The 21880-nt window shown below is 33.8% G+C and carries 18 protein-coding genes; 7 read left to right on the forward strand and 11 right to left on the reverse strand.

Annotation, left to right across the window (positions count from 1 at the left end):
- Positions 1-81: 81 nt before the first annotated feature.
- From queF to queC, 4 genes are read right to left on the reverse strand one after another with little or no spacing between them, the layout of a single operon-like run.
- Positions 82-579, reverse strand: a complete 498-nt coding sequence (queF, locus tag CN601_RS16155; protein ID WP_098171637.1) for a preQ(1) synthase — start codon at positions 577-579, stop codon at positions 82-84.
- A gap of 5 nt (positions 580-584) precedes the next feature.
- Positions 585-1301, reverse strand: coding sequence for a 7-carboxy-7-deazaguanine synthase QueE (queE, locus tag CN601_RS16160; RefSeq protein WP_098171638.1), 717 nt, complete (start codon positions 1299-1301; stop codon positions 585-587).
- Positions 1294-1770 (reverse strand): 6-carboxytetrahydropterin synthase QueD, encoded by a 477-nt coding sequence (gene queD / locus CN601_RS16165; RefSeq protein ID WP_098119019.1) that lies wholly within the window; start codon positions 1768-1770, stop codon positions 1294-1296. The genes queE and queD overlap by 8 nt, the downstream gene beginning before the upstream one ends.
- Positions 1763-2428 (reverse strand): 7-cyano-7-deazaguanine synthase QueC, encoded by a 666-nt coding sequence (gene queC / locus CN601_RS16170; RefSeq protein WP_098171639.1) that lies wholly within the window; start codon positions 2426-2428, stop codon positions 1763-1765. The genes queD and queC overlap by 8 nt, the downstream gene beginning before the upstream one ends.
- Before the next feature lie 1542 nt (positions 2429-3970).
- Here queC and CN601_RS16180 point away from each other — a divergent pair.
- Complete coding sequence (locus CN601_RS16180; protein ID WP_098171641.1) at positions 3971-5149, forward strand: ParM/StbA family protein; 1179 nt, start codon at positions 3971-3973, stop codon at positions 5147-5149.
- Between the two features lie 9 nt (positions 5150-5158).
- Positions 5159-5764: a hypothetical protein gene (locus CN601_RS16185; RefSeq protein ID WP_098171642.1), complete on the forward strand. Its 606-nt coding sequence runs from the start codon at positions 5159-5161 to the stop codon at positions 5762-5764.
- Between the two features lie 60 nt (positions 5765-5824).
- Here the strand turns inward: CN601_RS16185 and CN601_RS16190 are convergent, their stop codons facing one another.
- Both CN601_RS16190 and CN601_RS16195 read right to left on the reverse strand, forming a co-directional pair.
- Entirely contained in the window at positions 5825-6727 is a 903-nt protein-coding gene (locus CN601_RS16190) for an EamA family transporter (protein ID WP_257131727.1), read from the reverse strand.
- A gap of 118 nt (positions 6728-6845) precedes the next feature.
- Positions 6846-7664, reverse strand: coding sequence for a purine-nucleoside phosphorylase (locus tag CN601_RS16195; protein ID WP_098119013.1), 819 nt, complete (start codon positions 7662-7664; stop codon positions 6846-6848).
- Between the two features lie 246 nt (positions 7665-7910).
- Here CN601_RS16195 and CN601_RS16200 point away from each other — a divergent pair, with 246 nt between their 5' ends.
- Positions 7911-9119 (forward strand): ROK family protein, encoded by a 1209-nt coding sequence (locus CN601_RS16200; protein WP_098171644.1) that lies wholly within the window; start codon positions 7911-7913, stop codon positions 9117-9119.
- 70 nt (positions 9120-9189) lie between these two features.
- Here the strand turns inward: CN601_RS16200 and CN601_RS16205 are convergent, their stop codons facing one another.
- Entirely contained in the window at positions 9190-10095 is a 906-nt protein-coding gene (locus CN601_RS16205) for a DUF899 family protein (RefSeq protein ID WP_098171645.1), read from the reverse strand.
- Positions 10096-10408: 313 nt separating this feature from the next.
- Entirely contained in the window at positions 10409-11803 is a 1395-nt protein-coding gene (locus tag CN601_RS16210; protein WP_098171646.1) for a DUF2252 family protein, read from the reverse strand.
- A gap of 291 nt (positions 11804-12094) precedes the next feature.
- Between CN601_RS16210 and treP the strand changes: the two genes are divergently transcribed.
- The 4 genes from treP (at position 12095) to CN601_RS16230 (ending at position 17537) form a co-directional block, all read left to right on the forward strand.
- Positions 12095-13513 (forward strand): PTS system trehalose-specific EIIBC component, encoded by a 1419-nt coding sequence (treP, locus tag CN601_RS16215; protein WP_098171647.1) that lies wholly within the window; start codon positions 12095-12097, stop codon positions 13511-13513.
- Between the two features lie 65 nt (positions 13514-13578).
- A complete protein-coding gene (gene treC, locus CN601_RS16220; protein ID WP_098171648.1) occupies positions 13579-15255 on the forward strand; it encodes an alpha,alpha-phosphotrehalase in 1677 nt (558 codons plus the stop codon).
- Between the two features lie 17 nt (positions 15256-15272).
- Positions 15273-16004, forward strand: a complete 732-nt coding sequence (gene treR, locus CN601_RS16225; protein ID WP_218923246.1) for a trehalose operon repressor — start codon at positions 15273-15275, stop codon at positions 16002-16004.
- Positions 16005-16340: 336 nt separating this feature from the next.
- Complete coding sequence (locus tag CN601_RS16230; protein WP_098171650.1) at positions 16341-17537, forward strand: class I SAM-dependent rRNA methyltransferase; 1197 nt, start codon at positions 16341-16343, stop codon at positions 17535-17537.
- A 578-nt stretch (positions 17538-18115) separates the two neighbouring features.
- Here the strand turns inward: CN601_RS16230 and pepT are convergent.
- From pepT to CN601_RS27565, 3 genes are all read right to left on the reverse strand, one after another.
- Complete coding sequence (gene pepT, locus CN601_RS16235) at positions 18116-19354, reverse strand: peptidase T (RefSeq protein WP_098171651.1); 1239 nt, start codon at positions 19352-19354, stop codon at positions 18116-18118.
- A gap of 116 nt (positions 19355-19470) precedes the next feature.
- The gene (locus CN601_RS16240; protein ID WP_098171652.1) at positions 19471-20106 is read right to left on the reverse strand and encodes a lysoplasmalogenase; all 636 of its coding nucleotides are present in this window, start codon (positions 20104-20106) and stop codon (positions 19471-19473) included.
- A 132-nt stretch (positions 20107-20238) separates the two neighbouring features.
- Positions 20239-21822 carry an Ig-like domain-containing protein gene (locus tag CN601_RS27565; RefSeq protein ID WP_306659829.1) on the reverse strand — a complete coding sequence of 528 codons (1584 nt, stop codon included), beginning with the start codon at positions 21820-21822 and terminating at the stop codon, positions 20239-20241.
- Positions 21823-21880 lie beyond the last annotated feature (58 nt).

Consider the following 21880-nt stretch of genomic DNA (forward strand, 5'->3'; position numbering starts at 1 on the left):
CTCCTTGTATAGAACACGGAGGCTACAAGTGTTAGGTCATCATGAATATGACCAGAATTTAGTAAAATAAAGTCTCAATTCTTAACGATTATCAATCTTTTCAGGATATAAATCGTGATTCATCATACGATGTTCAGCTATCTTTTCGTATTTTGTACCTGGACGGCCATAGTTACAATATGGATCGATTGAAATACCGCCACGTGGAGTGAATTTACCCCAAACTTCAATATAACGAGGATCCATTAATTTGATTAAATCATCCATGATGATATTCATGCAATCTTCATGGAAGTCTCCGTGATTGCGGAAGCTAAAGAAGTAAAGCTTTAATGATTTACTTTCAACCATTTTTTGCTCTGGAATATAGCTAATATAAATTGTCGCAAAGTCAGGCTGACCAGTTTTTGGACAAAGTGAAGTAAATTCAGGGAAATTAAATTTTACGAAATAATCACGATCAGGGTGAGTATTATCAAATGTTTCTAAAATTCCTGGGTCATATTCAAATAAATATTTTGTGTTGTTGCTACCAAGTAATGATACTTCTTCAAGTGAACCTTTTGATCTTCCTACCATTTTGATTAAACTCCTCTCTTATTTCCCCAAACAAATGCATGTAATTGAGGTAAAACTTTTACGTTTTTAAAGATATTTGATTTCATTGCTTCATCTATAAGCCATTCATAACGTTTTAACATGTATTGTAATAAAGTTCCATCATCCGCATTTAACCAGCTATTTCCGACTTGTAAAAAGAACGGAACATGTGGGAATTTTTGATGAACGGTTTCTGCATAAGCTAAGTCTTTTTCATCAAAAATAACAACCTTTAAGCAAAACTTTGGGTGATTTTTTAAATTTTGAATAATGCTTCCTAACATATCGAAGTCAGTATTCATACCACTACTAGGTGGTTTAGGTGATAATGTTACCTCATCTATAGAAGGTAACCATGATTGCCACTTACTACCTTGGGTTTCAAGAGCTAAAGTCATATTTTTTTCTTTTAATAACTCTACTACAGGTCCTAATGAAGGAAGTAGGGCAGGGTTTCCACCAGAAATTGTTATATGTGAGAATGTATCGCCGCCTAAGCTCACTAAATTCTCCCAAACCTCTTCTGCGGTCATCCATTTAATATTTTCTTTTTCGCTACCATCCCACGTGAAAGAAGAATCGCACCAACTACAAGAATAATCACAGCCTGCAGTACGAATAAACATCGTTTTTTGGCCGATTGCCATCCCTTCACCTTGTACAGTAGGTCCGAATATTTCAAGTACAGGAATTTTACTCATTAATCATCCACTCCCTACGAGCTTCTGCGTAGCAAGTAGGCGTTTCAAATAAACGAACAAACTCTACACGAATATCTTGTGCCGGATTTGTATGAGCCTTAAGTGCATTTTCCATTTGCTCATAAATCCAAACAACCATATTTTCCGCTGTTGTATTCATTGGAGGTAGCATTTCATTTAAATAACGATGATCTAAATAGATTTCAATTTTTTCCTTCCAAATCTGTTTAATATCACCGAAATCAATGACTAAGCCGATCTCATCAACAAAACCACTAATTCCAAAAATGACTTTGTACGTGTGTCCATGTAAATTTTTACATTTACCTTCATAGCAATGTAAGTGATGTGCAGCATCAAAAGTAAATTCTTTATTCACTAGAACACGTTTATGGTGGTATTTTAAGTCTTCTTTTTTGATGTGCTCATCAATCTTATGAAGTCGATCTACGATGCGAAAATCAAACATGCTTTGCGGCTCCTTTCGATTGTAGATAACGTTCTAAACCAGCTCGACGAAGCTCACATGCAGGACATTCTCCACAACCGTCAGAAATAATACCATTATAGCAAGTTAACGTTTTATTTTTAACGAATTCAAATGCATTCAAATCATCGGCCAACTTCCAGGTGTCAGCTTTATCAATCCACATAAGTGGAGTATGAATAACAAATGGATAATCCATTGATAGATTAAGAGTTACGTTTAATGATTTAACGAAGATATCTCGGCAGTCAGGGTATCCGCTAAAGTCAGTTTCGCAAACACCAGTAATAATGTGTTTCGCGCCTTTTTGTTTAGCAAGTACTGCTGCAAAAGATAAGAATAATAAATTACGTCCATCTACGAATGTAGAAGGTAATTCACCTTCTTCGTGAGTAATTTCAATGTCTGTTCTTGTTAAAGCATTTGGAGCAAGTTGATTTAACAAGGACATATCAAGTATATGGTGGGGGATATTTAATTCCTTACATATATCTGCAGCTACATCTAATTCTAGTTTATGACGTTGGTTGTAGTTGAACGTAACAGCCTCAACTTCACCAAATTGTTGCATAGCCCAGAATAAACAAGTAGTACTATCTTGGCCACCGCTAAATACAACGATTGCTTTTTCATTTTTCATATTTCTTCTCTCCTTTACGTGTTTAAAAAGAAGAGGGCATCCCGAATAACAAAAATAAAAACAATATGACAATATTGTTTTTGCCTTATTTTTTTGTAGAGGGGGGTTTGCGACCTCTACCATAAGCGATCTAACTTATGGATTTTTTTATTAAATTTTCTTTCTATCTAATTGTACTAGGAAAGTACAATCATAATTCCCATTATAATCGTTTCATCATAAAAGAACAAAAACTTTTGTAGGAAAGTAAAAAATTTCAAATTTGAGTAATAAATTTAAGATCTGGTGGAGTGTTTTAGCACTATTGTTTATATCATGATTAGGAGTTGCATGGTTTAAAACTGTTATTTATTTTGTATATAAATTGATAGGGGAATCGAATTAAAAATAAGGAATTAATTCTGGTTTAATTGCCAATAGGCTAGAGGATCAATTGATTATTAATTTTTTCAATGTAAAGGATGCTGTATGATGTTGATTTCCACTGCAGGGTTCTCGCTTTCCATGGGGCGAGATTCTTGAGCCTCCTCCGCGTGCCGCCTGTGGGGTCTCAGCCTTCCCGCATTTCCCATAGGAGTCGAGAACCCTTCCGTTCCAATCAACTTCTTCAAAATAAAAAAGAATGTAATACAGCACCTTATTAATCCCCCCTAGTTTGAGAAAAATATAAATTAGATACTCAGTAATTTTGCGCATATCTGTAAATCTTTTACTTATTAATAAATAATTAAATTCGTTCATCAAACAATTAGCATCACAGTAATTTATATTCTGAAAAAGTGCTATTACTAAAGTTTGTTGGTATTTCACAAGCAAATTCTAGTAAAACAAAAAATAACATCAACATAATAAACTCGCCATTAAATAGATCGCTTAGTAGCATTTTAACTATTGACTATTTTATTTTTCAACACTCTGAAATTTAAGTAGAAATTTATGAATTTGGCGTGTTTTTTGGCACCATTGATTGTGTCATGACTAGGAGTAGCAGGCATTGAATCTGATATTTATTTAAATAGAAAGCTCTGGATTAATTGCGTAGAATTTATTTCATTTTCTGTTAGTAAACAACAAAGTTTTATTTCAAACGACAAAATACGTGTCAGATTTTTTGCTTTGTTGATAACTTAGCTTTTTGTTTTACAATTATAAATTATCCACAAGCTGATTATCTTTTTTAGCTATCCACAAGTTGAGAGGTGGGAGCAATTTATCTACAGGTTAATTTTTAATAATTGTAGTTTTTAAGTAAGTTGTACACATTCTTGTTTACAAGTATACGTTTTGTAAACAGTTGTACACATATTTGTACACAAGTTTACAAGAAGTAAACATTTTGTATACGGAAAAGTATACTTGTACACAAAGTTGTACACATGTTTATGTGTTTACCGTTTTGTATACAAGATGACAATTTAGTTACATTTTTATGATAGTTCAGTGCTGAACATTGACCAAAAGGCTAAATTTAAGTTAATCTATTATCAGAATTATCTATTAATATGTAAACTTTTTAACCTATTAATGAAAGGGATGATTTTAATGGTAAAGGCACGTATTGCGGCAATTGATGTAGGAAACGATTCACTCAAAGGGATTTTTGGGAAGATGGAAAATGAAATTAATATTCCTAATATTATTGCTAGGGATACGGAGGATCGTCCAATCATAGGGGTAGAGGAATTAGACAACCAAGAGCCGGTTGATGGTATTCATATTCGAGTACACTCTCCTACGTTAAAAGAAAATAATTCGATCTATCGTGTGGGACATTTGGCAACAAAAAGCAGTAATGCGTCAGAATTAGATCCAGGAAGCAATAAGTCTGAAGAAGATCAAACACTAATTATGTTGTTTGCCGCTTTAGCATTAGATGCAGCACGAGAAGAAAATACACATAATAAGAATTCAAATAATGTTATTGATGCTACATATATTTTAGGGACAGGTCTTCCACTTAGAGAAGTTAAAGAAGGTAAGGATGTAGGGTATCGTTCAAGATTGCTAAGCTCTGTACACCAAGTCGAGTTTTTAGTAACACCTAAATACCAAGGGGTAAAGGTAAATATTAAGTTTGAAGAAGTTAAAGTATACCCAGAAGGATTCGCCGCATTCATTAATCTTGTTATGGATAACGATTTAAACATTATTAATAAAGCACTTATTGATAAAAGAATCTTAATCCAAGATATTGGTGGCTTATCTACTGATGTAGCAGTTATTAAAAATAGAAAAGTTGATGATGATAAAGCACAAGGTTTTAATCTAGGTGTATCAGAATCACTTGAAGCTATTCGTGAAGAAATCCGTTCAAGACATGGGATTGAATTAGATAGCCGCAGGGATGTAGTTGAAATAATAACTAAGAAAAGTGATCGAAACCATATCATGGTAAAAGGTAGTAGGACAAGCGTTCATGATATTGTTGATCGAATCCTTCTTGAGTTAGCAAAGAAACAATATCGCCATTTACGTAATATATGGCAAAGAAATTCACAAACGGAAATTTGCTATTTCATTGGTGGAGGATCTCTTATCTTAAAGGATTATATTAAAACGCTTAATAATAACCTAGACGGATATAATATCGATTTCTTTGAAGATGAAAAAGAAAGCATTTGGATGATGGCTAATGCATATTACAAACTAGTTGCAGATTTTTATAGAAGAACTCAAAAGGAAAAGCAACCTGAAGAACAAAAATTAGCTAAAACAAAATAAGGTGATTTTATGAATGAGAAAGAATTGATGAGAGGGCAACCCATAACCTTCCGTATCCCATCAGATACGCCTGATCAGATTGTTAAACAATTACGACATCTGAAGGAAACTGAAAGGAGAAACTTTTCTAGTAAGATTGCCGAATTTGTAATGGATGGGGTAAATAATTCTCTATCAAAGCAAAAACAGACAATAACAATTCCACTTCCTAAAAGTTTAAGTAAAGCCCAAAAGGATTGGTTAAAACATGAACATTCGGAGGCGTTATTAGGAAATATTGTCTACCAATTATTAATGGATCCAATTAGAACCGCATCGCTTCTCACTTCAATTAATAGTAATTCTCTAGAAATTGATGAGGCACTTTATTTGAATGAAGAAGTTGCGGCCGTAAATGAAATAATGGGTGAAACTAATTATAAGGAACAGACTAGGGAAGCTAAACTAAATGATATAGAAGAAGCTGAAACAAACGTCAATCATGATGACCTTGATCTGGAGAACTTTGATTGGACAACTGCTAGTAAAAATGAAATAACAACAAATGATGAGGATGAAATAGAAGAAGATATGGATGATCTTCTTGGAGAATTTCTTGCTCAAATGAATAAATGAAAAATGGAAAAGGGACCGAAAATTATGGATCGGTCCCTTTCTTCGTTTCCTAATTATTTTTTATGAAAATTGAACCGACGACTTTCTTCTAAGGAATTCAGGTAAAATAATACCAACTAAAATTAAAATAATACCAAAATATTGTGGCATACCAATCGTTTCCTTTAATACAATTGCTGACATTAATGTAGCAGTTGGCAACTCTGCAGCTCCTAATATAGAAGCTAGACCTGATCCAGTTAAAGGAACTCCTTTAGAAAACATTAAAGTAGAGAAAAACGGACCAAGAAAGCCAAGAATTAAACCATATTTTGTTAAGAGCTCCACGAATAAACGTCCATTTGTAAAAAATGTAGGTGGTAAAAAGATGGCACAAATGATAAAGCCACCAGTTATCATTAACGCAGTTTTTGTCATTGGATTCATCTTTAAAGCAACTCTACCACTAAGGAGAATAAAGGTGCTATATGAAACTGCAGATAACAACCCGAATAAAACACCCATCCAACTCATCGAACCAATTCCACCGGTTAAAACATTAGTAGCAAAAAGTGTCCCAATTACAAGAGGAACTAATGAGAGTAACTTACTTTTTTCAGGAAGTCTACGATTGAATACTGATTCTAATAACACACCGATCCAGGTAAACTGGAACATCAAGACAATAGCTAATGATGCAGTGATATATTGTAAAGCCAAGTAGTAAAACATACCCGTTAAGCCTGTAGTAGACCCTAATACAATCAGTGATAATACATTCTTCTTTGTAGGTTTTATATACTGCGATGTTTTTAACTTTGATGACTTAGTTTTATTAAATATGACAACAGACCATAGGAATATTGCACCTACAAACATTTGTATGCCGACTACATCATTTACAATAAAACCATCTCCATAAGCCAGTTTTACAAAGGTAGACAAGACGCCATAACTGACAGAACCTATAATGATATAAAGCATGCCCTTCAAAAAAACACCCCACTTATCTAAATAAAAAGAAGTAAAGAGGATAAACCTCTTTACTTGCGAATATTTCATATTTTCCGGACTAGCTAAGCTAGATATTTCTCCGGTAATATTACATTTCTTCTAAAATGCCCTTAACCAAATTAACAAATTTCGATCTAACCATGCTTGCCACTTCGATTACTTCCTCATGGTTTAATGGTTGATCTAGAATTCCACATGCCATGTTTGTTAGGCAAGAAATCCCTAATACCTTCATACTTCCGTGAACAGCAACGATTGCTTCAGGTACTGTTGACATTCCTACAGAATCTGCACCAAGTGTACGGATCATGCGGATTTCAGCAGGTGTTTCGTATGATGGACCACTCCACCAAGCATATACACCTTGTTGTAATTTAATCTCTTGTTTTGCGGCAACATTTAGAGCAAGGCTGCGTAATTCTTTATTATATACTTCAGAAACATCAGGGAAACGAGTTCCTAATTCTGGGTTATTTGGACCAATTAAAGGATTTGTTCCTACTAAGTTAATATGATCAGTAATCAGCATTAAATCGCCTGGGTTAAAGCTTGTATTAACAGCACCACATGCATTTGTTACGATTAACTTTTCTACACCAAGTGCTTTCATTACTCGAACAGGGAAAGTTACTTCATCTAAAGTAAAACCTTCATAATAATGGAAGCGACCTTTCATTGCTACTACAGGTTGTCCTTTTAATTCACCGATTACTAATTCATTTGCATGTCCTACTGCTTCGGATTTTGCAAAATGAGGAATTTCACTGTAAGGGATTACAACAGAGTTTTCGATTTCATCTGCAAGAGTACCTAAACCAGAACCTAAAATTAGTCCAACTGTTGGACGGTAGCTTGTTTTATTTAATATAAAATCTCTTGTTTCTAAAATATGTTCAGTTTTATGCATTTATTTTTTCCTCCTAAATGAGCAATAAGTTCGTAATAAGAAATCTAGTAAAATAATCATGCGTTCAACTTAAGTCTAATGGAAAATTACCTACTTGTAAATAGACTTAAAATCATTTCGGTAAAAAGTTCAAGTGGTTTTATGAAAAAGACTGTAAAATTAGCGTATAAAAAGCTATACTTAATTCATAAAATATAAAAAGGTTAGGAAATACGTTGAAATTAGATTTGAATATTGGAGGAACTAATGATCAGGCAATTTATAAGCTATCAGTCGCCTAAAATAAAAAGTTTAAAGCTTTTATATAGCTTAATACGGAAATTAGGACCAATAAAAGTAAGTTCACTAACTGAAACTACAGGGTATAAGCACACTACTTGTGTTCGGTTATTAGACGAATTAGTACAAGAGGGACTTATTTACGATACCGGTTTAGGGGTTTCAAGTGGAGGGAGAAGACCAGCCATGTATGAGATTAATCCAACTGCCTACTACCTAGTTGGTGTCGAAATTACGAATTTATTTACGACGGTATTACTGCTTGACTTAAACTTAACAATTATAAAATCAAAAAAATTAAAAATGAGCAGTGAAAGTACTGGAGAATATACACTAAATTTTGTGACGAAAAGTGTAGCTGAACTATTAGAGCACAATAGTATTGATAGGGAAAAGTTACTAGGAATTGGCGTTGGAGTCTTGGACCCAATCGAACAAGAAAATGTAATTAATACAGAGTCATTTTTAGCTGATGGATGGGAAAACTTAAATATTGTTAATTATTTAGAAGAAGCTAATAATTGCCCGGTACTATTAAATAATGGTACTAACTTAGCTGCTTTAGCAGAGTACCGACTAAACTATCGTAAAGAAAATGAGAATATCGTATTTGTCTCGAGTGATATGGGAATACGATGTGGAATCATTCAGCAAGGCAAATTAATAAATAATAAGAATGAAATGGATGACGCTTTTGGTCATATGATCATCGATATTCATGGAAAACGCTGTTCATGTGGCTCATATGGTTGTCTCCAAGCGTACAGTAGTTTGCCAGCAATTCGGGAAGAGGTTATTAAACGGATGAAGCGAGGAGAGGCTACTTCTTTAAAGGAATCAATAAAGGATGTAGAAAAAATAAGCTATCATCAAATTCTTGAAGCACTAGAAAGCGAGGATCCTCTTTGTTTAGAAGTAATCAAAGAGGCTGCTAATTATTTTGGGATTGGACTAACCAATCTAATTTATCTATTGCGTCCCGACGTTGTCATATGTGGAGGCACATTAGTACCAAAACCATTATTCTTTGAATTAGCTTCCGATGTAGCACAAAAAAGAATGGAAAAATACCCTAATAGTCCTGTTAACATTATTAAATCAACAACGCCTTATAATATTGTTGCTCAAGGTGCAGGTTGTATCGTATTTGATTACTTTACCGAGGAAATGATGTAATAGTAGAAAAAACCGTTAATACTCTATTGAGAACAAATAGAGGTTAACGGTTCTTTTTAATGTATGAATGCTAATTTTTCTTAGTTTCAAATAAATGAAACTTAACTCCATATGGATCAGAAATCATAACGCTTTTATCGTGATAAACTTTTGTTATATGACAACCAGCATCTATTAATTTGCCAATTATATTATCGAAATGATCTACCGCAAACTCAAAATAAACATTTTTATCCGGATTATTTGCAATAAAAAAATAAGTGCCATTTAATGAGAATTTAGTTTCATTCTCGTATTTCTTTTCAAGCTTCATACCGATTGTGTTTTCATAAAATTTAATTGCATTTTCATAATGATCTACTTCAAAAGCAATATAGTTAGTAAGCTGATAGGGTGTTTGGTCATTAAGTTTTTTTGCCGGTTGAAAATTCCCCGATCCGGTAGGTAGCAAATCCAGTAGATGCCATACGGAACAATAATCGTCTCCAGGACCAAAGCGGGCTTTTGCAACTTGATAAATCGAACCGTCTAAGTCTTTCCGAAATGTTGTAACACCTGGTTGACTATGACCATCTACCTCGAAGCCCATATCTATTTTAAAAGTAGTATCCTTCGTCGAAACAATCGGAAAAACCCAACCTCGTTCTGCTGCAAGATCCTCTTGAACACCCGGTGCATCTGGTGTCGAAAGGACAAAAGCAGCTTTATTACGAATATGGTGATAAACTCCGTTAAACTCGTCGGCCCACATTGTGCAATAAGAACAACCTCTACCCATGTTATGGATCACGATTAGTTCATCTTTTTCCTCAAAAAGTTTTTGTAAACTTGTTGGCTCTCCATTTGAAGTAACGAACGGATAATTTTCAACCTTCTGCTCCGGTATGGCTTTTCGTAAAGCGGTTAGCTGTCTCTTTTTTTCTAAAATCTCATTTTCTAGCAAATCGATTTCAACTTGCAAATCTTGAATTTTCACTTTGTGCACCTCCAAAAGATATATATATATAGTTCAATAATAAGCAGCGATATCCTCTCGGTTAAGCAACTACTTACTAACAAAATATAAAAAAAGGACTTTCCGTAAAGTTAGAGTAGTAGACACAGAATAGTTGAAGAAGGATTGGTTATTAAATGAAAACTAGCCGCTGGGAAATGTTGTAATTAGTCGGTTTTTTTATTAGGTAGATGACAAGATTACTGAACAAGAATTAAAAAGAGGTGCCCCGTTATACTACTGGGGCACCTTTATTGGTTTGAAAACAATGGGGAAATTTTATACTTTCCGTCTATTATTGTAACTTTCCAGTACTTCTTAAATCCTCAAATAAACTATAGTCAGCTAAAACTTGATTGTAGTAGTTTTCACTTAATTGGAGGACGGTTGTTTTAAATTGTGGCCAAGCATTAATTGCATCTATTACTCCTTGCTCAAAATTATAGTTTACATATGTTGTGTTATAGTCTTTATCAGCTCTTGCATGAGCGTATGCTAAAGCTTTTGCAGAGTACTTTAAAAAGTCTTGGACATCTGATTTACTTTTAAAGTCAGCTGCATCAAATGTTTCATCCCAAGGTGAAATTCGTTGAACTCGATAAGACTTATTATTAAAACTCATTTCTCCTAAATGATTATCCACTTTAATTCCATCTGCTAATTCTCCTGTTTTTGATCGGTTAGCATGAGTTGGGAACCATGAATTGTACTGAGTTTGCGACAAGCTGCCTTCTAAAAACATAGATGGGTTCCGTTGCTCTTTTACTTCCAAGATCACATCATCACTTTGTGAGGTCGTATCACCTTCAATTAATACATAAAACTTGTCTACGCCTAAGCTTCCAAGTCCTGAGTGTAAACGTCGAGCTATATCTTTGATCGTAAAGTATGTACTTGGCTTTGAAGAAACAAAACTAGAAATACTAGCTTTATAATTTGTCCAATTGTTAACAATGTTTGATCGTTCCGTAGATGTTACAGTCTTTAAATTACTATTTGAAAAATTAAATAGTCTCGTTCCAGATGTGGTTGTTGTCCATTTATTTAATAGCTTAGCTACACTATCAGAGCTTTTTATATCTCGCATTTCATCTTGGACGAATCCACCTGTTAATGTTCCTTCATCCAGTTGCGTTGTAGTTTCACCGCTATTTCCATTTACTGCTGTTAAGGTATCTTGATATGTAGTTAAAAAGCTTGTTACTAAATCACGTCTATCTTGCATTGATAAAGATACATTTGGGGCTTCATTTGCCATAAGGAAAACGCTAGTAGAAAAGCGAATTAGATCCCAATAAAATGGTGCAACATACGATTCATCTGAATCATTTAAATCAAAAACGACCTCGCCCTTACTATTATCAAAATAACCAATATTTTGTGTATGTGCATCTCCTTGAATCCACGTTTTAATATTTGCAGTCGTTTTCCAAGTGCTAGGAATAGGAATGACACCAGTTCCTAGGTCTGCATAGAAAAGTGGGTTAGTCGCACGGTAAAAAGCAAAGGGAGACTCCTCCATGCTAGTATATTTTTCTTGTCGAACAGTTGAATCGGTAATAAATGAATTTGCATTTGCTAGTTGTGTTTGGATGTATGATTCTCTCGATGATGATTGATCTGCAGCATAAGAAGTTGAAACAGGTAGGATTGATAAACAAGCAGTTAATGTCAAAATAGTTCGCTTCATAATATTCCTCCAAATTAAAATGGCTTACTTTTTTGATTTTAGATTGTGATTATATTGTCAGTGATAATACCGTGTAAATTTTTAGTTAATTTAATTGAGCAGATTAAAGCCTATCGTTACATGCACTATTAAGCAGGTAAGTACTAGGATTTCCGCGGAAATTAAGAGGGGTGAGAACGGTTCCAAAAAAACGCTTGCAATCCTGTACGTACAAGAATATACTAATCTTGTACGTACAGGATGAAGTTGAATTAATTAAAATACATAATAGATTGGTAGAGGAGGGTTATCATGAGCCGATTTAGTTATGAAGCAAAGCAACTACTGCAACATATTGGTGGTAAAGAAAATATAGCGACAGTAACACACTGCGCGACACGCATGCGCTTTGTATTAAAGGATGTTAAAAAAGCTGATGAAAAAAAGATTCAAGAGATCAAAATTGTGAAAGGTACTTTTACTCAGGCTGGACAATTTCAAGTCATCATCGGAAATGAGGTATCTACATTTTATAATGAGTTCGTCAAACTAGCTGGAGTGGACGAAACGTCAAAAGATGCAGCTAAAATAGCTGCAAGGCAAAATATGACATGGCTTCAAAGACTGCTTGCTCACTTAGCAGAAATTTTTTCTCCATTAATTCCGGCGATTGTTGTAGGTGGTCTTATTTTAGGTTTCCGTAACATTATAGGGGATATTAAATTATTGGATGATGGTACGAAAACACTTGTCCAAACCTCTCAATTTTGGGCGGGAACACATTCGTTTTTATGGTTAATTGGTGAGGCGATTTTTAATTTCTTACCAGTTGGTATTACGTGGTCTATTACGAAGAAGATGGGGACAACCCAAATTCTAGGGATTGTTTTAGGGATTACACTTGTTTCGCCTCAGCTGCTTAATGCATACTCAGTAGCTAGCGGAGCAGTGCCTCCAGTTTGGGATTTCGGTTTTGCTAAAATTGATATGATCGGTTATCAAGCGCAAGTAATTCCAGCTATTTTAGCAGGTTTCACTTTATCTATTTTAGAAATAAATATTCGAAAAATCGTTCCAAGTGCAATTTCAATGATTGTTGTGCCGTTCTTTGCGCTAGTTCCAACGGTGTTAATCGCACATGTAGTGCTAGGTCCAATTGGTTGGAAAATTGGCTCAGTTATCTCACATTTAGTTTACTCAGGATTAACATCTTCATTTGGATGGCTGTTTGCATTAGTATTTGGATTCTTCTATGCCCCATTAGTTATAACTGGATTGCATCATATGACGAACGCGATTGATCTTCAATTAATGAGTCAACTCCACGGTACAAATCTGTGGCCAATGATTGCGTTATCGAATATAGCTCAAGGCTCAGCGGTTTTAGCTATTATTTACTTAAATAGAAAGAATGAAGAAGAAAAGCAAATTTCAATTCCAGCTGCTATCTCTTGTTTCTTAGGCGTAACGGAACCGGCAATGTTTGGGATTAATCTAAAGTATGCTTATCCTTTCTTGGCTGCTATGATTGGGTCCGGGATTGCCGCTATTGTTTCGGTTGGTTCCGGCGTAATGGCAAACTCGATCGGGGTAGGAGGTCTTCCTGCAATCTTATCTATTCAGCCAAAGTACTTCGGAATGTTTTCAATTGCTATGCTAGTTGCAATCATTATTCCGTTCATTTTAACGATTATTTTTAACAAGAAAAAACTGCTAGTGAAAAACTCATAGTTATTTAAGAGGAAGGAAATTTCATTTTTCCTTCCTTCATTTTTTAAATCAAGGAGATTATCAAAATGAAGGATTTTAAGAATAGCGTCGTATACCAAATTTATCCCAAGTCTTTTTATGACTCGAATGGTGATGGCATTGGAGACTTAAAAGGAGTTACCAAAAAGCTTGATTATCTAAATGAATTAGGTGTTGACTACATTTGGCTAACCCCGTTTTATGTATCTCCTCAAAACGATAATGGTTATGATGTAGCAGATTATCGAAATATAGATCCTACATATGGAACGATGGAAGATTTTGAAGAATTAGTAAGTGCTGCAAAAAGTCATGATATTGAAATCATGTTAGATATGGTTTTTAATCATACATCATCAGAGCATGAATGGTTTAGGAAAGCACTTAGTGGAGATGAAACATACAAAAATTATTATCTATTTAAGGAAGATAAGAATGGAAAGGAACCGACAAATTGGATTTCAAAATTTGGTGGTTCAACTTGGGAAAAGGTAGAGAACTCTAATGAATACTATCTTCATTTGTTCGATAAGTCGCAACCGGATTTGAACTGGGAGAATGCTGAAGTACAAAATGAACTATTCGATATCGTAAATTTCTGGGTTGATAAAGGCGTGAAAGGATTTCGTTTAGATGTTATTAATCTTATTTCTAAGCCGGACGTTTATATTGATGATGAGACGGGCGATGGTAGAAAGTTCTATACAGATGGACCTAGAATCCACGAATACTTAAAAAAACTCAATATGGAGACGTTTGGTAAGCGAGAGGATATTATTACTGTTGGTGAAATGTCTTCAACTTCAATTGATCATTGTATTCAGTACTCGAATCCATCCGAGAAAGAGTTATCAATGGTGTTTAGTTTCCATCATTTAAAGATTGACTATAAGGATGGACAAAAATGGTCTTTAATGGATTTTGATTTTATAGCACTTAAATCAATTTTGGATCAATGGCAAAAAGGGATGCAATCAGGAAATGGCTGGAATGCATTATTTTGGTGTAATCATGACCAACCTCGTATTGTTTCTCGAATTGGAAATGACGGGAAGTATCATAAGGAATCAGCGAAAATGCTAGCTACTTCTATGCATTTATTAAGAGGGACTCCATATATTTACCAGGGTGAAGAAATAGGAATGCCTAACCCTAGTTTCGATCAGATTGATGACTATCGTGATGTTGAAAGCTTGAACTATTATAAAATATTAAAAGAATCTGGTGTACCTGAAAACGAAATACTAGCTATTTTAAAAAGTAAATCAAGAGACAATTCTCGTACTCCAATGCAATGGAATAACTCAGAGCATGCCGGTTTCACAATGGGAACACCTTGGATTTCGACAGGGACGAGTTACGGACAAATAAATGTAGAAAAAGCTCTCAGAGACGAAGAATCGGTATTTCATCACTATAAAAAACTAATCAGTTTAAGAAAAGAACTCGAAATTATTTCGTCTGGAACTTATGATGCAATACTAATTGATCATGAACAAATCTTTGCATACACTCGTAAACTTAATAATCAAATGCTATTAGTAGTAAATAATTTTTATGGCGAGGATACGGTGTTTAAGTTGCCTGAAAATCTGGATATTAAGGGATATGACAGAAGAATATTAATTTCCAATTATAGTGACTCCAGTCAAAACATTGAAGAATTTACTTTGCGACCTTATGAGTCTGTTTGTTATCATCTTGAGAAAAATGTTGGAATATAATAAAATTTTTCTAGGTGATGAAAATGAACGCAAAGTATATTTCGATCTACCATAAGTTAGTTGAGCAGATCGAAAAAGGTGTTTTTTCTGTTGGGAGTAAAATACCTTCAGAAAAGTCTTTAATGGAGCAATTCGACGTTTCTAGAGATACAATTAGAAAATCATTACAAATGCTCGAGCAAAATGGATATATAAATAAAGTCAAAGGTAAAGGTTCGTTTATTTTAGACACTACAAAACTAAATTTTCCGGTATCCGGTTTAATTAGCTTTAAAGAGTTGTCAAATCAAATTGGCAGAGAAGCAGAAACAATTGTCGAAATCCTCGAAAAGAAAAAACCTAGTAAATTTATAAGAGAACAACTAGAAATCGATGAAAAAACAGCGATTTGGAAAGTAGTTAGAGCTAGAAAAATCGATGGAAAGAAAATTATTTTAGACAAAGAATATTATAATAGTAAATATGTCGAAAAACTTTCAAAGTCAATCTGCGAAGGATCAATTTTTGATTATATAGAAAACACATTACAGCTAAATATTGGTTTTGCAAAAAAAGAAATTGTGGTACAGGCTTGTACTGAAGACGATCAAAAATATTTAGACTTAGATGGCTACGACATGGTGGCAGTAGTAAATACTTTTGTATATTTAGACGATGGTTCACTATTACAATACGGTCAATCTAGACATCGACCTGATAAATTCAAATTTGTCGATTTTGCAAGAAGAATTCAGCAAGTTAATGAATGATTATAAGACCTTATTCAATTGAATAAGGTTTTTTGTATTACACACTAACAAAGTATTTATTCTCAAATATGAAGATGATTCCAATTTTAAGTACATGTGTGTCTTCCACAATCGGCGATTTAGGTTATAAATTGCTATTAGTTTAAGTGTATACTATGCTTAATCAAGCTAATATAGGAAAAAACAGAAGACTCATTATTAAAATAAGATGGCGAGTGAAAAGCCTAAAAGAAAAGGATTAATTTTACTCAAAACCGGCAATTTTTTCGGTCAGGTCACACTATAATAATTCTTTATGGAAATAATGAGTAAAAAACAAAATGAATGGATGGACTTATGGATAGAGAAATGATTATAAAAATTAAACAAAAATTTGTAAAAGACTATAAAGCTGGGTATCCATTAATTTCAAAAGAATCGATAGTGAATAATAAAGACTTAATAAATGAAGGAACACTTATTAAACTAGTGGATGAACGGAATGGCTTTATTGGAAAGGGCTATTACGGAAAGCAAAATAAGGGGATCGGTTGGGTTCTTAGCCTGAACGAACATGAAAAGATCAGTCCGAAGTTCTTTGAAGATAAAATTAAACAAGCAATTAATGGACGCCAACAATATTATAACAGCTCTGATACTACAGCCTTTAGGGTATTTAACGGAGAAGGTGATGGAATTGGTGGCTTCACAATTGATTTTTTTGACGGATATTATTTAATTAGTTGGTATAGCGAAGGAATCTTTCAGTTCAAAGATTGGGTTATACAAGCAATACAAAATACTGTCGAATTTAAAGGCATCTATCAGAAAAAGCGTTTCGACACAAAAGGTCAGTACATTGAAGAAGATGACTTTGTGATGGGTGAAAGAGGTCAATTTCCTATTTTAGTAAAGGAAAATGGAGTTAATTTTGCAATTTATTTAAATGACGGAGCGATGGTAGGTGTATTTTTAGATCAACGAGAAGTTAGAAAACTAATTCGCGATAAATATGCTTACGAGAAAACAGTTTTAAATACTTTTTCTTATACAGGCGCATTCTCTGTCTTTGCAGCAGCTGGCGGGGCAAGTAAAACAACTAGCGTTGACTTAGCAAATCGAAGCTTAGAAAAAACAAAAGAACAATTTCAAATTAATAAAATTGATCCTGCTACCCAAAGCATAATCGTTGAGGATGTTTTTCATTACTTTAAATACGCAGTTAAAAAGAATCTTTTATTCGACATGGTTATACTAGACCCACCAAGCTTTGCAAGATCTAAAAAACACACATTTAGTGCCGAAAAAGACTATAAGAATCTGTTGAAAGAAGCAATTGCAATTACCGAAATGGACGGCGTAATTGTTGCATCGACAAATTGTAGCACTTTTGGAATGAAAAAATTTAAAGGATTTATTGACACAGCGTTTAAAGAAATGGACGGACAATATAAATTAATGGAAGAATTCAGTCTTCCAGCTGATTTCCAAATAAATAAGCAGTTTAAAGAAGGTAACTATTTAAAGGTTGTATTTATTCGTAAAATTAAGTGATCGAAAAGAGGATGTCCCAATTTAAGGGGCATCCTCATTTATATATATAGGAAATATTTAAAAGAAGAGTAGGTGAAAAAATGGTCGAAGTGCAAATAAGAGTGTTGAAGGTGCTAATAAAACTGTGAGATATGCAAATAAGAAGCCGGAAACTGCAAATAAAGTATGAAGTGCAAATAAAAATAGAGAAACTGCAAATAAAATTAGTGAAAGTGCAAATAAGATTACCAAAACTGCAACTAATATTGGTGAAACTGCAATTAAATTTGCTAGAATATCATATTTGATAAGATAATACCTATACCGGTTGGGGTATCATAGCTCCACAATTAGTCAAAAGTAGATGAACAGTTAGGCAATAACAATAAAATTACGCTAATTCTTTCTAAATCGACTAAAAAAGTAAAGAATACCACTAAAAATCTACAAATAATGATCATTAAACTAACTCTAATAGAAAACCACACTTAGATACCCCCATAAATAAACAATCAAAAGGGACCGCCCATGTTCAGCAACGCTGACACTTAGGACGGCCCCTCAAATTGCCTGGAAAATACGTGCAATCAGTCTAAAAATTAATTGTTTGCCTTTTGCTCATATAATTTGATCACTTCGATCATTACATTTGTTGCTTTAACCATATTGTCGATTGAGATGTATTCAAACTTACCGTGGTAGTTTTCTCCACCTGTGAAAATATTCGGAGTAGGTAAGCCCATATATGAAAGCTGTGATCCATCTGTACCACCGCGAATAGGTTCTACGATTGGTTTGATTTCTAGGTTCGTCATCGCCTCATATGCGATATCAACTACCTCTTTAACAGGTAAGATTTTCTCTCCCATGTTATAATACTGGTCTTTTAATTCTAAAGTAATACTATTTTCACCATGCGTTTCCTTTAATTGACTTACAATATTCGTTAATGTCTCTTTTCGGTTAGCAAATTTTTCTTTGTCATGGTCTCTTATAATGTAATGCATTTTTGTTAATTCTACATCACCTTCAATTGATACTAGATGATAAAATCCTTCGTATCCTTCAGTTGATTCTGGCGCTTCTTCAACAGGTAATAAATTATTTATTTCCATGGCAATTTTCATAGAATTGATCATTTTATTTTTAGCAGTACCTGGGTGTACATTTTTACCTTTAACTGTAATCATTGCACCCGCTGCATTAAAGCTCTCATATTGAAGTTCGCCAAGTGGACCACCGTCCATAGTATAAGCGTATTTAGCATCAAACGCTTTTACATCAAATTTATGTGGGCCTCTGCCAATCTCTTCATCTGGCGTAAAAGCTACTCTAATCTTACCGTGCTTGATTTCTGGGTTTTGAACTAAGTATTCCATTGCAGTCATAATTTCAGCAATACCAGCCTTATTATCTGCACCTAGTAACGTCGTTCCATCAGTTGTCATTAATGTATGACCGATATATTTACTTAACTCTGGTGAATGACTTGGAGATAATACAACATTTAAACTTTCATTTAAAACAATATCTTTTCCGTCATAATTTTCAACTAGCTGAGGATTTACATTTTTTCCTGTAAAATCTGTCGCTGTGTCTAAATGTGCTAAAAATCCAATTGTAGGAATTTCTTTGTCGGAATTTGCCGGAAGTGTAGCCATTACATATCCGTTGTCATCCATCGTTACGTCAACTAATCCAACTTTGTTTAATTCTTCAACTAGCATACGACCTAATGTAAGTTGACCCGGTGTAGAAGGGCATGTTTCACTACTAGCGTTCGATTGTGTATCAATTTTTGCATAACTAGTTAAGCGGTTAATTAACTCATTTTTCATGTGAAAAACTCCTTTTTACATTTCATAATTTGTAGATAATGCGCTTTCATTTGTAAATTCTAGTGAAAAGAGGCCACAATTATATTTTAGTTCGTTTATTATTTGAATGTAAAATATTACGCAGTTCTCTTCCTATTTAAAATGCTTTTAGCAATTAAAAACTGTGCAGCGTAATAGGTAATCATAATTAACTCATGGCCATACTTAACGCTTTCTACAAATAAGTCCCACGATAAAATAGAATCGGAAATGATGAATAATAAGCTTCCAAAAATAGCCCATTTATTACCAGTCATTATGGCTGTAAATACCATTATTGAAATTGCTACTGAATAGGCAATAACAGGAATAACTAACGTATCTTGTCCGCTGTCATTTAATGAATTTACTAAATTTGAACATAGAATAAACGCATAAATTGCAATCGGAATGATTGATAGCATACGGTAAATTGAAAATTTCCATCCTGAAATAAAGCCAGCTGCATAAAACAAATGTCCAATTAGGAAAGCACTTAAGCCAATAACAAACCATATTAGCGTTCCATCACCAATCATACAAAAAATAAGCCCTAAAAGTATGAGGGTACGATATTTAGTCGATTGATGAGGGTTTTGTGATAAAGCATAGAAAATAATTAATACCATTGGAATTAATTTAAATAAGATTTTTATGCTTACAGGCTCTGAAGGAATAAAAAAGATATAAAGAATACCGAATAGCAAAGTCAGTATAGGAAAATACTTCTTCAAAATAAAATTACCCCTTTCTAACTATTTCCTTTTTACTAAATATTATCAGTGAAAAATGAAAAGAATGCTATTAGAATATGAAAGGTTAATCTATTAAACTATAAAAAAAAGCAAACCAGAATTGGTTTGCTTTTAGAAGATGGCCATACCATATGAGTGAGCTATTTGCCCATTTGAACTCGAGGTATTTGCAATAATAACAGTAGTTCCAACGCTTAGTTGATCGAATAACCATTCAACTTCACTATTGTGCATTCGGATACAACCGTGACTAACTGATTTTCCAATTGAACTCTCGTTAGCATTTCCGTGAATCCCGTAAGAGTTCCCAGGGGAGCTTCCCATACTTAATCCCATCCATCTTTTACCTAGCGGATTATTTGGAGCTCCTCCAGGGATATTTTCCTTATACCAAGGTCTATTTTTAATTTTATTTAAGATTTTAAACTTTCCAGTAGGTGTAGGGGAGGATGCTTTTCCCGTTGCTACACTAAATGTTTTTACTAGTTTTCCTTTATTGTAATAAGATAGTTTATTTGTCTTTGTATTAACAATAACTAGTTGCCCACTTGAAAGTGGTTTAGAGCTTTTAGCTTCGGTATACGAAGTTCTACTTTGGTTTCCAGCTGCATCGACAGCTTGTACTTTAATAGGAGTAAAGGCTTTTAATTTACTAACTTTAAATGTATAACTACCGGACTTAGATGCGTTTGTTTTAGCTACGTATTTATTATTTAAATACAATTTAACGGAAGCAATTGCTTCTGTTTTTCCACTGATTACAGTAGCGTTTTCTTTTACCGTTTGAATGGTAGGAGCAGAAGGTGCAGTCCGATCTAACACGCGAATTGAAACAGGTTTACTTTGATTTTTACTCTTATCAATCGCAACCACTTGAAGGACCGAATTCGCTTTTTGCTTAGCCATTTTTATATTGAACTTTCCTGCAGTATTAACTTTACCTTTTACTAGTACTTTCTTATTCAAATAAATGATGATATCAGCATTCGGCTCTGACTTGCCTGATATATATTGAGAATGATCTGAGATTGAAGGGATTGATGTGACTGAAGGTGCGATTACGTCGGCAACGGTTGATGTAGCAGCTTTACTTTTCAATCCAATTGAAACACCAACTACATTTATTTTAGTAAATTCTTTTAGAGGTTTTGTTTTGAGTTGATAGTTTCCGTTTGTGTCAGTTTGAACAGTACTTACTTGTTTATTATTGACATAAATTTGGACGCTACTTTTACTTAAAAACGTTCCTGAAATAGCAGTAGATTTATTTGTAATTGAGTTAATTTTTGGGGTTGGTAAATCTTTAATTAAAAATTTAACCTTCTGGTCAGATACAGACAATGTTTGACCATCTAGCGTAAGTGAACTTAATGAGTAAGTTCCTTTAGTAAATGAGCTAGTAATACCTATTTTTCCAGAATAATAAAGATCTGATGAAGATAGGTTTTTTAGTAATACTTCTGTCAAGTTAGAGCCATTTTTAAAAGTCAAAGCGACATTGTCGAAATGTTTTTTAGTCGTTAATCCAATTTCAATTGATTGTCCAAAAGTGGCTTCAGTAGTATTTAAATTTAGATTATCTATATAATTCGATAACTCATCATCACTAAAACCTTGAGAAAAAGAAGTCGCGTTAGCAGTGGGTAAAAAGAATAAAGATACCCCTAAAATAACAGATATTATTTTATTAATCATTGTATCTCTCCTTATATATGGAATTAATTAGTTAAATTTGCCATATAAGGGATGGAAT

This window comes from Bacillus sp. AFS017336 (assembly GCF_002555445.1).
In the GTDB taxonomy this organism is placed as follows: Bacteria; Bacillota; Bacilli; order Bacillales; family Bacillaceae_G; genus Gottfriedia.